At 46.0% G+C, this 15,672-nt stretch carries 12 protein-coding genes; 1 reads left to right on the top strand and 11 read right to left on the bottom strand.

Going from position 1 to position 15,672, the window contains the following annotated elements; translation table 11 throughout:
* Positions 1 to 15 precede the first annotated feature (15 nt).
* From pknB to gmk, 9 genes are all read right to left on the bottom strand, one after another.
* Complete coding sequence (gene pknB / locus ACSW3C_RS03615) at positions 16 to 1,998, bottom strand: Stk1 family PASTA domain-containing Ser/Thr kinase (RefSeq protein WP_486560976.1); 1,983 nt, start codon at positions 1,996 to 1,998, stop codon at positions 16 to 18.
* 2 nt (positions 1,999 to 2,000) lie between these two features.
* The gene (locus ACSW3C_RS03610; protein WP_486561491.1) at positions 2,001 to 2,753 is read right to left on the bottom strand and encodes a Stp1/IreP family PP2C-type Ser/Thr phosphatase; all 753 of its coding nucleotides are present in this window, start codon (positions 2,751 to 2,753) and stop codon (positions 2,001 to 2,003) included.
* Positions 2,754 to 2,779: 26 nt separating this feature from the next.
* On the bottom strand, positions 2,780 to 4,141 hold the full coding sequence (gene rsmB, locus ACSW3C_RS03605; protein WP_486560975.1) for a 16S rRNA (cytosine(967)-C(5))-methyltransferase RsmB: 1,362 nt from the start codon (positions 4,139 to 4,141) through the stop codon (positions 2,780 to 2,782).
* Positions 4,138 to 5,082, bottom strand: a complete 945-nt coding sequence (gene fmt / locus ACSW3C_RS03600; RefSeq protein ID WP_486560974.1) for a methionyl-tRNA formyltransferase — start codon at positions 5,080 to 5,082, stop codon at positions 4,138 to 4,140. The genes rsmB and fmt overlap by 4 nt, the downstream gene beginning before the upstream one ends.
* Positions 5,079 to 5,585, bottom strand: a complete 507-nt coding sequence (def, locus tag ACSW3C_RS03595; protein WP_486560973.1) for a peptide deformylase — start codon at positions 5,583 to 5,585, stop codon at positions 5,079 to 5,081. Before def ends, fmt begins: the two co-directional genes overlap by 4 nt.
* A gap of 14 nt (positions 5,586 to 5,599) precedes the next feature.
* Positions 5,600 to 8,014, bottom strand: coding sequence for a primosomal protein N' (gene priA, locus ACSW3C_RS03590; protein ID WP_486560972.1), 2,415 nt, complete (start codon positions 8,012 to 8,014; stop codon positions 5,600 to 5,602).
* Positions 8,004 to 9,224, bottom strand: coding sequence for a bifunctional phosphopantothenoylcysteine decarboxylase/phosphopantothenate--cysteine ligase CoaBC (coaBC, locus tag ACSW3C_RS03585; protein ID WP_486560971.1), 1,221 nt, complete (start codon positions 9,222 to 9,224; stop codon positions 8,004 to 8,006). The genes priA and coaBC overlap by 11 nt, the downstream gene beginning before the upstream one ends.
* 232 nt (positions 9,225 to 9,456) lie before the next feature.
* Positions 9,457 to 9,681, bottom strand: a complete 225-nt coding sequence (gene rpoZ / locus ACSW3C_RS03580) for a DNA-directed RNA polymerase subunit omega (RefSeq protein WP_486560970.1) — start codon at positions 9,679 to 9,681, stop codon at positions 9,457 to 9,459.
* A 4-nt stretch (positions 9,682 to 9,685) separates the two neighbouring features.
* Positions 9,686 to 10,303, bottom strand: coding sequence for a guanylate kinase (gene gmk / locus ACSW3C_RS03575; protein ID WP_238084177.1), 618 nt, complete (start codon positions 10,301 to 10,303; stop codon positions 9,686 to 9,688).
* Positions 10,304 to 10,517: 214 nt separating this feature from the next.
* Here gmk and ACSW3C_RS03570 point away from each other — a divergent pair, with 214 nt between their 5' ends.
* Positions 10,518 to 12,209: an Rqc2 family fibronectin-binding protein gene (locus ACSW3C_RS03570; RefSeq protein WP_486560969.1), complete on the top strand. Its 1,692-nt coding sequence runs from the start codon at positions 10,518 to 10,520 to the stop codon at positions 12,207 to 12,209.
* Here ACSW3C_RS03570 and ACSW3C_RS03565 read toward each other — a convergent pair.
* Positions 12,143 to 12,829 carry a hypothetical protein gene (locus ACSW3C_RS03565; protein ID WP_486560968.1) on the bottom strand — a complete coding sequence of 229 codons (687 nt, stop codon included), beginning with the start codon at positions 12,827 to 12,829 and terminating at the stop codon, positions 12,143 to 12,145. The two genes, ACSW3C_RS03570 and ACSW3C_RS03565, sit on opposite strands and share 67 nt — an antisense overlap.
* Positions 12,830 to 13,359: 530 nt before the next feature.
* Entirely contained in the window at positions 13,360 to 15,588 is a 2,229-nt protein-coding gene (locus tag ACSW3C_RS03560; protein ID WP_486560967.1) for an S-layer homology domain-containing protein, read from the bottom strand.
* Between the last annotated feature and the right edge of the window lie 84 nt (positions 15,589 to 15,672).

Raw genomic sequence — 15,672 nt, 5'->3', positions numbered from 1 at the left:
ATCCCTCTTTCTGAATCATTCTTTATCGTCGTAATTAATTGTAACATTTTCTATGATTTGATTGTCGCGCACAACGCGATAGCCGCCCGTTTGGCCTTCATCCAAATTAATCTTAATTTGTTTTTTCGTATCCTCATAAATCTCGAACTCATCATATACATCGTCCATGGAGTGAGTTCTGTCTTTAATATAGATCTGAACCGATTGAGGTTTAGGTGAAACTTCTTCCTCGTCGCCGTCCTCATCGGCATTATCGTTGTATTGTGGTTCATACGGGATGGTTATTGTTTTGAAAAAGGATTTCATCGGCAATTTTTCTTTACCTTTTGAGACGACTACCTTCACCGCTTCCCCTTTTCTCAATTGGGTGCCCGCACTAGGAGTTTGCCTGATAACCTGCTTTTCAGGCACAGTTTCGTTATACTCTTCACTGACTCCCTTGATCACGAGTCCACTCTCTTTGGCATACGCATCGAGATCACTCTCCGTATAGCCTTCCAAGTTTCGAACGGTGACCAATTCAGGACCTTTACTTACCGTGAATACGAGATCCGTTTCTTCAGGGACGACCTCTTCGCCTCCAGCCGGCGACTGACCGATAATAGTCCCTTCCGGTTCGTCCGAAAATGCCGTTTCCGACTTGATCGTTCTGAATCGTTCAGAAAGGAGATTATTCACATTTTCATAGCTCTGCCCACTGTAATCAGCCATGACCATTGTTTCCTTGCCCTGACTGACATAGATAACAATGGAAGTGCCAACATCCCGCTTCTTGCCACCTTCAGGAATCGTACGAATTACCTTTCCTGCTTCCACTTCATTCGAAACTTCTTCAATTTTTTCATCTACTTTGAACCCTTCCGACTCCAAGATCTCTATTGCGGCACGCTCTTCTTCACCGGCTACATTTGGCACAAGAGCCTTTTTAGGACCTAGCCATCCAGGAAGGAACAGCAGGAGCATAACAACGAGAAGAATTCCGCCGAGAATACCGGCGATAATCGGCCCTTTCTTTTTCTTCTTTTTCTGCTTCTCTTGCGGCGGAGGCGCTGCGGGCGTTACTGGTTCTAATTTCCTTGTTTCTTCCGCATGATCAAACTTCTGCGCTTCATTAACAATCGGGATGGCACGGGTCTTATCATTGTCCACCGGTTCCGTAAATTTGGCTTCATTTGCCCTCTCGGGAGATAAAACAGTCAAAAGATCCTCGTACATTTCATCTGCTGAGCGGTAACGGTTAAATGAATCTTTCGCCGTTGACTTCAAAATGACATTCTCAACGCTTTGTGGAATCGATGGGAATTGCGCTCGCACTGATGGCGTCTCTTCCTGCAAATGCTTCAAAGCAATCGCAACAGCTGTTTCCGCCGAGAACGGCAGCTCCCCGGTCAATAATTCATAGAACACGATGCCGAGCGAATAAATATCGGATTTCTTTGTCGCCATGCCGCCCCTTGCCTGCTCGGGAGACAAATAATGGACCGTTCCGAGAACCGAATTCGTCTTCGTATGTGCCGTTGAATTCAAAGCCATCGCAATGCCAAAATCGGTGATCTTCACATCTCCGTTTTGATCCATTAAAATGTTCTGCGGTTTGATGTCCCGATGGATAATCCCGTTATGATGGGCGTTTGCTATCGCAGAAACAAGCTGTTTCATGATGTGGACAGCTTGCTCAGGGCGAAGCGGACCGTTTGTCTGGATAAACTTTTTTAATGTCCGGCCGTCGATATACTCCATGACGAGATAGTGCAGCTCATCTTCTTCGCCGACATCGAAAATATTAACAATATGCGGATGTGTCAGGCTTGTTGCAGATAAAGCCTCCCGCTGGAATCTTCTTTTTAAATCTTCTTCGTTTGCAAAATCATAATCAAGCACTTTGATCGCTACATCACGATCCAAAATGATATCATGGGCCAAATAAACTTTCGACATGCCACCTTCGCCGATGCCTCTTATGATTTCATAACGTCCACCAATTCGTTTGCCAATCACTGTTAACTCACCTCCGAGCGGAACGGGCCGACTAATATGACCGAAATATTGTCTTCTCCGCCCAAATCATTCGCCAAGTCAATTAGCTGCTCCGTTTTTAGCGAAAGCGGCAATTCCGACATGACAACTTCTTTCATTTTTTCATTCTCGATTTTATTGCTTAAACCATCTGTACAAATAAGAAGGTAGGCACCATCCTCAAAGTGGATGGAGTAAAAATCGAGCTCGATTGTTTTCTCCGTTCCGATTGCACGCATGATCCAATTTCGTTGCGGATGGCTGGCGGCCTCTTCTTCCGTAATTTCACCGCTGTCCAATAAGGCATTGACGAACGAATGATCTCTCGTAATCTGTTTCAATTCGTTCTTGTCCACTCTGTATACTCTGCTGTCACCTGTGTGGGATATGATGCAAGATGATTCGAAAATGATTACTGCATCGAGCGTCGTTCCCATTCCTTTGTATTGCTCATCTGCTTCAGCCATCTTGAAGATCGCCAGGTTGGTTTGTGTGATGACATCCTCCAGCCATGAAATCCATGATTTCTCATCCATGGCGTCGGGATTCTTAATTGACTTGAATTGCTCACCGATCGATTGCACAGCCGTTGTGCTTGCCAGCTCACCACCGCGATGGCCTCCCATTCCATCAGCGATAATGGCTAGCACAGGACCACCCGGCAGTTCATATACCGCCGCACTGTCCTCATTTACGGACCTTCGTTTCCCGATATCTGTCCTGAATTCGTACTGCACCAATTGTACCCCCCCAAGCTTTCCTTTTATCTCTCCGATTTTTTCTTGCGCAACGCAGCTACAAAAAAGCCATCGCTGTCAAAATGGTGAGGCAAGACTTGAAGCATGTCCCCTTTTATTGTTTCTGTTTCATGCCCCACCAGATGTTCTAGCGGAATCGTTTCCATATCAGGATGTCTTTGCAAGAATTTGGAAACGGACCCGATGTTCTCTATTTGATCAACCGTACAAGTACTGAAGACGATGATGCCTTCTTCCTTAATTAACTGGTAAGCCGTATCCAGCAAATCCGCTTGGATTTCCGCCAAATCATGCAGGTCACTTTCTTGTTTATTATATTTAATTTCCGGCTTCCTCCGGATGACCCCGAGACCGCTGCACGGAGCGTCCAACAAAATGCGGTCAAAAGATGAAGCTGGATAGATTTCCGTCAGCTTCCTGCTGTCACCGCTTCTTGTTTCGATTGATTCTAAGCCTAGCCGGTTGGCGCTCGACGTAATAAGGGATAATTTATGGTCATGCAAGTCGTGCGCGAACACTTTTCCTTCATCCTTCATCTTTTCTGCAATGAATGTCGTTTTTCCTCCTGGAGCCGCACACATATCCAAAACAGACATCCCGGGCTCCAGATCTAAGGCGAGTACAGGCAGCATGGAGCTCTCATCTTGGATGGTAATTAAGCCATTTGCAAACGCCTCTGTTTTCGCCAAGTTCCCTCCATCGACACGAATGCATTCCGGCACAACTTCTCCTTTCATCACTTGAAACCCTTCTGACGCCAACTGTTTCATTACTTCTTCCGTAGTCGTTTTCATCGTGTTGACTCGCGCCGTCATGGTCGGGGGCATATTGTTTCTGCTGGCCATCGCAATGGTGCTCTCTTTGCCGTATTGATCGATCCACCTGCGCAGCAACCATTCGGGATGGCTTGTCTCTATCGACAATCTAGTAATGTCGTCCTCGATTTCCTCCACCGAAGGTACACCTTCGCGCAGGATGGAACGGAGAATGCCGTTCACAGTTGCAGAAATTCCTTTATGTCCTCTTCTTTTTGCGATTTCCACCGCTTCGTGCACAACGGCGTGCGGCGGTATTTTAGAAAGATAGACGAGTTGATAGACTGACAATCGAAGAAGTTCCTTCACCCATTTGTCCAATTTCCCACGGACAAACGGCTTCACGTAATAATCCAGTGTCATCTTGTTCTGCAAGGTGCCATACGTCAACTCAGTCAATAATCCCCGATCTTTCGGTGCGATCGAATAGGTCTCCATTGTCTTATGCAGCAAAAGGTTGCTATAGGCTTGATTGTTTGCCACTTCCAACAGGATGGACAGTGCAGCATCACGGACATTGCCATTCCATATTTTCTTTTTTCTAGTTGTCATTCGAAACGGTCTCCTACTTGCCATTTGGATCCGACGCCGTTAAGGAACACGTCGATCGCCATACGTTTTTTTCCGGCTGGCTGCAGCTCTTTTATCGACAATGCGATATCATCGCCGCATTGAACAATCATTTCATCTTTATCAATCGAGATGATGGTGCCCGGTTGCCCGGAAGCCGAATTACGGTGCACCTTTTCAGCTTTGTAGATTTTCACATTGTCACCTTGGAACGTTGTGTAGGCGTTTGGCCATGGGTGCAATCCGCGGATTTGATTGTAAATCGCCTCGCCCGGTTTATTCCAATCGATCCGTTCTTGTTCCCGAGATATATTATGTGCAAAAGTGGCTTCGGATTCGTTTTGCGGTATTCTTTTATTCGTTCCATCCAAAATCGACGGCAACGTTTCTTTTAAAAGCTGCGTGCCCGCTGCCGATAAAGCATCGAACATCATGCCTGTGTCATCAGTCTCTTTGATCGGAACAGTGACTTGGGAAATGATATCACCAGCATCCAGTTTTTCTGCCATATACATGATCGTTACACCCGTTTCGGTTTCACCATCCATAACAGCCTGGTGGATCGGTGCGCCTCCGCGATATTTTGGCAGCAAGGAAGCATGAACATTAATGCAGCCAAGTCTCGGGGCATCTAGAAGCTCTTTTGGCAAAATTTGACCATATGCCGCGGTAACAATCAAATCAGGGGCCATCTCGACCAGCTTCTTCAATTCGTCTGAACCTCTTAACTTCTCAGGTTGGAGAACGTCAAGCCCTAGCCGGATTGCTTCCTCTTTCACAGGGGGCGGCGTTAACACACGCTTTCTGCCAACTGGCCGGTCAGGCTGCGTGACGACTGCCAAAATGGAATAGCCTTCGTCTACTAGCATGGAAAGTACATGGACTGAGAAGTCAGGTGTACCCATAAATACGATATTCGTCAATTCTGCTCATCCTCCTCCAGGTCGTCTGGCTCCTCCTCGAATTCCGAAGGATCTACCACTCGCAGGATTTTCGAATCAAACAATACACCATTGAGATGATCAATCTCATGCATGATAGCTCTTGCTTCATAATCTTCGGCTTCTAATTGATATAGCGACCCGTCCCTTTCTTGCGCTTCAATCCGTACGAAAAAAGGACGTTCGACTTCACCGTATAGTCCTGGGAAACTGAGGCAGCCTTCCACTTCGACTTCTGAACCGCCTACCGCAGTTACGACTGGGTTTACCATTTCGATTACGTCGTCTCCTTCGCCCATGTCGACGATCGCTACACGGATTGGCTTGCCCACTTGCGGTGCAGCTAATCCAATTCCGTCTGCAGCTACCATGGTGTCATGCATATCATCCAGCAAGGTTGCCAGCTCTTCGTCAAACGCCACTACTTCTTTACATGATTGTGTCAACATAGGTGAAGGATGCTTCACAATTTCCAATATGGCCAATTTAATTCCTCTTTTCAAAAAATGGATGTTGGATCAACATCTACCGACATAAGCAATCCCGATTTAATCCAATCGGTACGATAGATTTTAATCAGCTGCTGGAGAGTTTCCGTCAGCTTCGGTTCTTTTTTGTATTTTAGCAAACATTGATATCGATATCTATTGTTCACACGGCTGATTGCTGCGGCAGCAGGTCCGATAATGACCGTTTCCGGTGAGAGATTATCTTTCAAAAACCGGGTGCCCTTTTCAGCAAAATCCACCGCCTTCAATAAATCTTCATGAGTAAATTGCAGCAAGGTAATATAGTAAAAAGGCGGATAGCCGTACTGCTTTCTTGACGCCATCTCCAAATGATAAAAAGGTTCGTATTGCTGGGCTTTCGATAATTCAATGGCATAATGCTCTGGAGAATAGGTTTGTACGAAAACTTCTCCGGGCAGTTCATGCCTGCCTGCCCTTCCACTCACCTGTGTCAGCAGCTGGAACGTCTTCTCGGCAGCTCTGAAATCAGCCAAGTGCAATGTTGTATCTGCAGCAAGTACACCAACGAGTGTGATTGCAGGAAAATCCAATCCTTTCGCAATCATTTGGGTGCCGAGCAAGATATCCGCTTTCCCTTCGCTAAATTGGCGCAAGAGCCGCTCGTGCGATCCTTTTTGCCTTGTTGTGTCTACATCCATGCGCAAAACTCGCGCTTCGGGAAGCAATCTTGCAATCTCTTCCTCGGCTTTTTGTGTACCTGTTCCAAAAAACCGGATATGCTCGCTCTGGCATTCCGGACATTGAAGAGGAACAGGTTCCTCATGGCCGCAGTAATGGCACTTCAGACATTCGTTCGCCCGATGGTACGTTAATGAAATATCGCAGTTCGGACATTGAACGACCGTTCCACAATCGCGGCAAAGAACGAAGGAGGAGAATCCGCGTTTATTTAGAAATAATACGGTCTGTTCTTTGTTCTCCAGGCGCTGTCTCATCGCTTCGGCAAGCGGGACAGAGAACATCGAACGGTTTCCTTCTTTTAATTCCTCCCGCATATCGACAACATGGACCGTAGGCAAACTTTGTTTTTTGGCCCGCTCTGACAGGGTGAGAAGCGTGTAAACCCCTTTGGACGCTCTAGCAAATGACTCAAGCGAAGGAGTAGCACTTCCTAAAATAACGGGACAATGATGATAGTGCGCCCGCCAGATCGCAACATCCCGCGCATGATAACGTGGGTTATCCTCCTGTTTATACGTTGATTCATGCTCCTCATCCAAGATCAGCAATCCCAGATTCTCAAACGGGGCAAAAATAGCAGAGCGGGCACCGACAACAACCTTTACTTCTCCCCGGTGCACTTTTCTCCATTCATCATATTTTTCACCTGAAGATAATCCGCTATGCATGACAGCGACCAATTCACCGAAGCGCTCTTTAAAGCGTGCTGTCATTTGAGGGGTTAATGAAATTTCAGGAACGAGGACAATCGCTTCTTTCCCCTGCTGCAGGACGTGTTGGATGGCACGCAAATACACTTCCGTTTTTCCGCTTCCTGTGATGCCATGCAATAGGAAAGTTTCAGCGTTACCCTTATTGAACGCTGCCGTCACTTTCGCTAAAGATAACTCTTGTTCGTCTGTCAATGAAACCGGAATCGCAGTATCTTTCAAGCGAGGAGCCGCCGGTTCGCGGTACGTTTCCACATACTCTTCCGTTGCTGCGCCTTTTTCGATAACCGATTTCAAAGCTGGATTTTGGATACCGGATTGTTCAATGACGGAAGCCGCAGCTATCGTCTGTCCGGCCCGTTCCGCCATCCAGTGAAGCAGATCCTTCTGCTTCCTTGCATTCGGATGGATCGTTTCGAGCAGGGAAGTAATTGTCTCTCGGTCTGCCATCTTGACCACACGTGTCTTTTTAACTTCCGTCTGTTGGCCGATCGCAATATCTACGGAAACAATTCCTTCGGCCACATAGGACTTCAGCTTCCTCAATAAGCTGGCAGAACCAGCCGCCTGCTTTAAGGGTAGTCTTGTTTTATTTCCAACGAACTGCCTGAATTCCTCATCTTGAATGTCTTCCAGTCGATGGACCGTAATGAATTTCTCATATTTCGCACGCATCGCTGCAGGCAGCATGACCTGCAATGCGTCGATCTCGTATGACAACGTTTTCTCCGCAAGCCATTTAGACAGCTGTAGCAGCTCTTCTGATAAAACCGGCTCCAAATCAATCAGCTCGGCAATCGGCTTCAATTTATCTGCCGGAACATCACTATCTTCTTTTAGATTCACTATATAACCGAGAACAGCCCTCGAACCGAATGGCACTTTGATTCGCGATCCACACTGAATGACCGACTCCAAATGCGGAGGAACCGCATAGTCAAAAGGCCGATCAATTGGATAAGCTGCGACATCGACGATGACCTCAGCGATCATGCGGCATCACTTCTTCCTCTTCCATGATCGCCTCTAATAGTTTTTTGGCAAGCATTGGCTTGGCCATTGCTTCAAACGGCTTATGAGTTCCGTTCTTCGATAATAAAGTCACGACATTCGTATCACTTCCAAATCCGCCTCCCGGATCTGTCACGTCATTTACAATAATATAATCCAAGTTCTTGTTCTCAAGTTTCGATTGTCCGTATGCAATGGCATCGACTGTCTCCGCCGCAAACCCGACGAGGAGCTGTCGCTCTTTCCTCTCTCCAAGGGTTTTGAGAATATCCGTCGTTTTCTCAAGCACCAAAGCCATTTGCTGATCTTTCTTTTTCATCTTTTGCTTTTGGACTTCAGCAGGACGATAATCGGCGACAGCTGCCGATTTAATGACGATGTCCGCATCTCCGTAGTGGGAGAGGACGGCTTCCAGCATCTCCTGGGCGCTCTCGACATCGATGACTTTCACGCCTTGTGGTTTCGCTAAGCAGACAGGTCCTGATACGAGTACCGTTTCTGCCCCTAAAGCAGCAGCGGCCTCCGCCATAGCGTATCCCATTTTCCCGCTAGAAAAATTGGACACATAGCGGACTGGATCGATTCGTTCACGTGTCGGACCGGCTGTGATGACTACCTTTTTCCCTTGCAACGGCAGTGGCTTTTCGCTGTAGTTGAAGTGTTCGGCAATCAAGGCGACGATCTTCTCCGGCTCTTCCAATCGCCCTTTCCCTACATAACCGCAAGCCAAAAAACCTTCAGAAGGTTCAATGAAACGGTATCCATCCTGATGGAGCGTTTCAATGTTCCGCATGACGGCCTGGTTTTCATACATATGGACGTTCATCGCAGGAGCAATCCAGACATCTGCCGTCGTAGCCAGCAGCGTCGTTGTCACCATATCATCCGCAATGCCGTTCGCGATTTTCCCGATGGCATTTGCCGTCGCAGGTGCAACGACAACAAGATCCGCCCAGTCCGCCAGATCAATATGGGCGATGACTCGCGAGTCTTTCTCATCAAACGTATCGTAGTACACATCATTTCGGGATAATACTTGGAAGGAAAGCGGTGTGACAAATTTCATGGCGGATTCCGTCATGATCACCTTTACTTGCGCACCAGCTTGCGTCAATTTACTGACGAGTGCAACCGCTTTGTATACTGCAATCCCGCCAGTTACACAGAGGAGTATGTTTTTATTCAACAACACCATTCCACCCTTTCTACATATCGGCAACTTCTTTTGTAAGGTTTCAGACCACTGTTGCTTCCTGACGCCCCTACCTGTGCGGGGCATGGAGTATACGGCGGTGTTTTTCAAAATACGGATGGCTGTCCGTCCCTCTCAAATACAATTTACATAAAAAACGACAAACTCCCTAAGAAACAATTCAAAGGGAGCGTAGCTTGGTATATGGAACTAACCGTTTCAGGTTATAAGATCAGACTTCGTCTTCGTATACGATGGAATCATCCTGTGCCTGTATGGAAAGGACACCAGCAGCCACTTCCTCAAGTGCTTTGCCAACATTTTTATGAGAACGATAGTAGTCAATAAGGACTTCTTTCGTCTCCTGCATCTCTCTTGCACGTTTTGCAGCAAGAGTCACAAGCGTGTATTTAGAATCAATTTTCTCTTTTAATGAATCGACTGATGGATATAACATGAATTTATTCCCCTTCCAACATAAGTAAATATCTTTTTTCAACACGTTCACGGCGGCAGTGTTCAGCCATGACAATTGCATTAATACGGTCACATGCCTTGGAGACTTCGTCGTTTTCCACAACATAATCATACAGATTCATCATCTCAAGCTCTTCCCGCGCCTTCAGTACGCGGCTCGCAATGACGTCTGCTTTTTCCGTGCCTCTTCCAACCAACCGGTCCTCGAGCTCCGATAAGCTAGGCGGCGCCAAAAAGATGAACAAACCATCCGGCATTTTTTCCCGCACTTGTGCGGCACCGACCACTTCAATTTCTAAAAACACATCTCTGCCTGCATCCAGTGTTTCATTCACATAGTCAAGCGGTGTGCCATAATAATTGCCGACATACTCTGCGTATTCCAGCAATCTTCCTTCCCCGATCAGTCGTTCAAAATCCTGACGGGACTTAAAGAAATAATCGACTCCATCCTGTTCGCCTTCACGAGGGCTTCTCGTTGTCATGGAAATCGAGTATTCATAATTCGTATCCGGTTGTGAAAACAGTTCTTTTCGCACCGTCCCTTTGCCAACGCCGGAAGGGCCGGAAAGAACGATCAACAAGCCACGTTGTTTGTACATGCAATCCCTCTTCTTATGTATTCTCAAATTCGTCCCGTTTCATTCTAGTTTACACTCTCGCAAGAAAACAGCAGACGTACGTAAAGATGCCTTTCAAGCATCCTTAGGCTTAACAACTTCGTTATTTGTTAAACAGCATACTCATATTATAACATATCTCTTCAATAGAGTGCTAAAATGGGACTAAACGATTTTTTTGAAAGAGGAATTCATTATGGCATTTGACGGTTTATTCACTGCTGCAGTCACTTCAGAGCTTCAGCAGATTCAAAATGGCAGGATTACGAAGATCCATCAGCCGAACATACAGGAAATTATCTTGCATATCAGAGCGGGCAATCGAAATCATAAATTGCTTCTCTCGACACATCCTTCCTACTCAAGAATTCAGCTTACTGAAGAGACGATTGTGAACCCGGCGGAACCTCCGATGTTTTGCATGGTACTTCGGAAACACTTGGAAGGCGGTATGATAACAAAAATCGAACAAGCTGGCACAGACCGCGTCATCAATCTTGCGATTCGTGCGAAGGATGAAATTGGGGATGACATGGAGCGTGTGCTAAGCATAGAAATTATGGGTCGTCACAGTAACATCCTATTAATTGATCCGTCTCGGAATATGATTGTCGACAGCATGAAGCATTTGCCTCCATCAATGAACAGCTATCGAACGATTTTGCCGGGACAGCCGTATATACCAGCACCGCCACAAGAGAAGACGAATCCGTTTACCCTGACGGAGCAAGAATTCGATGAATTATTCGCGTCGTTTGAAACAGCTGGAGAACTTGTCAGCTCACTATCCGGATTTTCCAAGCAAAATGCGGAGGAGCTTTTGTACAGATTGCGGTCTACTCCCAAAAACGAAAGGTTCGCTATCTATCAAAACTTCCTTGCATCATTTAACGGAAACGAGCCAAAGCCTAATTATGCAGTCATCAATGGCAAAATTTCATTTTCGGCCACTCCGTTAACGCATGCTGACGCAACGTTGACTTATTTTGAAACGCTCGGCACGCTATTGGACAAAGTTTATTTTGCGCGGGCGGAGCGCGAACGGGTAAAATCACAGGCAGCCGATTTGGAACGCTGGCTTGACAATGAGATTGCGAAACTACAATTGAAAATGAAGAAATTACAAAAAGAACAGGATGCGGCGAGCAAACTGGATACCTTCCAGCTGTATGGCGAATTATTAACAGCCAACAGCTATGCGATCCAAAAGGGAGAAACAGAAGCTACCGTAGACAACTATTATGCAGAAGGTGAAACGGTCACCATCCCGCTGGACCCGAGAAAGACACCGATTGAAAATGCACAGCGGTATTACGCCCGTTATGTAAAAGCGAAGAATGCCCTCATCATGATTGCAGAACAGCTGGAAAAAGCGAAAGAGGACATTGAATACTTTGAAATGATCAAGCAGCAAGTGATGCAGGCTTCTACGGAAGATATCGATGAAATTCGGGAAGAGCTTGCCGAACTGGGCTATATGAAAGCCCGCAAGCTGAAGAAGAAGCAAAAACCGAAAAAACCGTCACCGGAGAAATATGTTTCAAGCGCAGGCATTCCGATTTCCGTCGGTAAAAATAATAAGCAAAATGACTACGTCACATTCAAAACAGCTTCCCGTGACCATGTCTGGCTGCACACAAAGGATATACCAGGATCGCATGTGGTCATCCATGAGGCCGAACCGGATGAAGAGACCATTCGAGAAGCTGCCACGCTTGCCGCCTACTTTAGTAAAGCAAGGGAGTCCGCTTCCGTCCCAGTTGATTTCACCGAAATCCGGCACGTCAAAAAACCAAGTGGAGCCAAGCCCGGCTTTGTTATCTATTTTGAACAAAAAACGATATTTGTGACACCGGATGAAGATTTAGTGAGACAGCTGAAGAAATAATTCAATTTGAGCAGGGATGGAAGGAGAGATTGCTTCCATTCCTGTTTTGTTTTTTTGTGTGTTTGGGGAGATACGTGAGATGTAGGATGGAAGTAAGTATTGGCGGTTGACCCCCGCCAGATAATCGCGTTGAACGCCAGTATACCGGAACGAACGCCAGATAAATGAGCTGAACGCCAGTATACTGGAACGAACGCCAGATAATTGAGTTGAACGCCAGTATACTGGAACGAACGCCAGATAATTGATTTGAACGCCAGTATATTGAAGCGAACGCCAGATAATTGATTTGAACGCCAGTATATTGAAGCGAACGCCAGATAAATGAGCTGAACGCCAGTATATTGAAGCGAACGCCAGATAAATGAGCTGAACGCCAGTATACCAGAACGAACGCCAGATAATTGATTTGAACGCCAGTATACCGAAACGAACGCCAGATAATCGAGTTGAACGCCAGTATACCAGAACGAACGCCAGATAATCGAGTTGAACGCCAGTATACCAGAACGAACGCCAGATAAATGAGCTGAACGACAGTATACCATAACGAACGCCAGATAATTGATTTGAACGCCAGTATCTTCCGATGAACGCCAGTAAATCAAATTGAACGCCAATATCTCCGGACGAACGCCATTAAATCATTCTGAACGCCATTATCTCCGGACGAACGCCATTAAATCGAGCTGAACGCCATTATCTCCGGACGAACGCCATTAAATCATTCTAAACGCCATTATCTCCGGACGAACGCCATTAAATCATTCTGAACGCCATTTCCTCCGGACGAACGCCATTAAATCATTCTAAACGCCATTATCTCCGGACGAACGCCATTAAATCATTCTGAACGCCATTATCTCCGGACGAACGCCATTAAATCATTCTGAACGCCATTATCTCCGGACGAACGCCATTAAATCATTCTGAACGCCATTATCTCGTAATGAGCGCCATTAAATCGAGCTGAACACCATTATCTCGTAATGAGCGCCATTAACTCCTGCCGAACGCTAAGTAATCCAGTTGAACAGCAGTAGCCTCCACAAAAAAATTAATTCCAGCACAAAAACAGACCACAAACAAACCCGCTATAGCACGAGCTCATCCGCAGTCCGCTAGTTGTAGCATGAAGTAAATCACCTACTTACAGCGCGTCTGTCCGTTCCTCGCCATCCGGTAAGTATTTCAGTAAACCGAGTTTGCTAAGTCCATTTTTGATTTTCGTTGTATAGCCGAGCTTTTCATTAGACAAATAAGAAGCTTTAGATGCAATCATCTCTTCCAGGACAGGCAGATAGCTTGGATCGATCGGCTCCCATAGGCTGTAAGAGTTGATCAGGTCCTCTAATGTCAAATGCTTGTAATCATCGCCTTTATAGCTATAGTCCGGCGCGACGCGATACCATATATCCCCGTTATCCCGAATCCAATCATCTTTGTTAATGACGATTGCATTTTGAATCGACTTTGCCGTTTCCAAGTACTTGTCGTCCCCAAATTCGTTGTACGCCATCAATAGGATGTTCATGCCGCCGAGTACGTGGTTCATGGATGCGTGCGTCGGTCCTTCTTGGATGATCGGGAAATAGTCCGAAATGTAGTACGCGTCCTTTGATACCGGAATGACATGGCCTTTCTCTTTTTGAGATACTAATAAATCCGCATAATTCCGTAGCGGTTCCTTATAATCGTCAATATCGAATTCATCACCGCTCCGGTAGTAGAATAAGGCGATCTGTTCATTAAATCGGGTGTCAATGAACGGAGCTGTGATTTCATACAGCCCTTTCAGATACGTACTCGTCACTTCCGTTTCCCAATACGGCTTATCACCCCTGAAGTTTTTCAGATTGACGAATGCATTATAAATCAAGTTTTCAAAGTATCGGTCCTGCTGTTCATGGAATAACGTCATCGCCCGATCTTCTTTCATGAGCAACAAGCTTCTGCCATACCCCTGCCCATTTTCCGGAAGCGGCTCTGTCGTCGTCACCATCTTATTAAAAGGACCGATTGCTGTGTACCAATTGTTACGTTTCTTATAGTACTGCGCGCTTTCCAGCATCCACGATTCACGATGCGCATCTTTATTGAACAGCATATTCTCCGAATTCAAATACCATTGATCGACTATGTCATTACCTTCAGATTTCAAGGCATGGATAGACATGAAAGTGGAACCGACTTGGGTAAATGATAAAGATTGCTCTTCGGCGAGCAATTCACGCATCCGGCTATGGCCGCCTTCTGCATAGTCCATTGCAAGCTGCCTGGATCGGTACGATTGGCCGACCATCCTCTCCTGCACCGACCCGTCTTGATTGAGGAAGCGAAGGACGCCCGTCGGATAGGATGTTAGATCCGCATTGAACAAATCCTCGGTGTTTCGCTTGATTGGGTGCTTGTCAAACCGATACAGCTCATAGCTATCCACATAGTTTTCCTTTTGCAAGACATCCACAGTCACCGCTTTGTCCGTTGGATTTTCTAGCTTAGAGAATAGGAAATAGTCCCCGTTGTCAAATGATCGAACGGTTAATTCGATGGTTGTTCCTTCTTCGCCAACCTCATAAAGATAGATATTGTCTCTAGAGAAATCGTTATCAATTCGAGTATGTCCTGTAAATCGGATTAATTTTTCGGAACGCAAGTAGATTGGATGCTCATCAAATGAAACCTTCTCTAAATGCACACGCCCTATTGCAGGCGAATATTCTGGTGATTGAACTGGTGCCGACAACTCATAATCTTTATCTCCATGCACCATGTTCTTTTTTATCATCGCATTATATAGGACTGCTGAGAATGTGGCCCGATCGACTGCCCCCTTATCAAGCAGCACCTTCTTTGGAATCGGTGTTTTAATTCCGAATATCGCAGTATTTCCTTGTATCTGACTGGCAGTTGGCCAAATTTCTGCTATTTGATCATCGGTTAACTCAAATGCTTCGTTAATTGCCGATTTCAAGTGGCCGATTGTCATTGCGCTCTCTTTCGTTAACAATCCATTGGCAGGTGATTGAAAAATTCCAGCGTTTTGCATCGCTTGAACGAGCATTTCATCATTCAACGATTCCTGGCCTGATTCAGTAGGCACTCCTGGAATGGAAATAACACGATTGAATGCTTGCGCTGCCTCCCCCATCGTCATCGCTGTAGAAGGCCGGAATTGCAAATCGCGGTATCCCGTCATGATACCCTGATCCACAAGCCAAATAATTTCATTTTTAGCCCAAAACTCATTTGTAATATCGGTAAAAGGAGTCACCCTTTCCTCTTGAACTGCCTGACGTTCATTGGCTTCTACATTCGGCGCGGTCACCAGTGCAGCTGCAACGAGGAAGGGAAATGCAAATTTCATCATTCTTCTCATCTGTTGATCTTCACCTCATTCACCATGATACACCATTCAGTTTACCATCAATTACAAAATAGGTATATACTGTCGAATCCTGCG

The sequence above is a fragment of the Sporosarcina sp. AD_1 genome (assembly GCF_057373025.1).
This window is presented reverse-complemented; position numbering and strand designations above follow the sequence as displayed.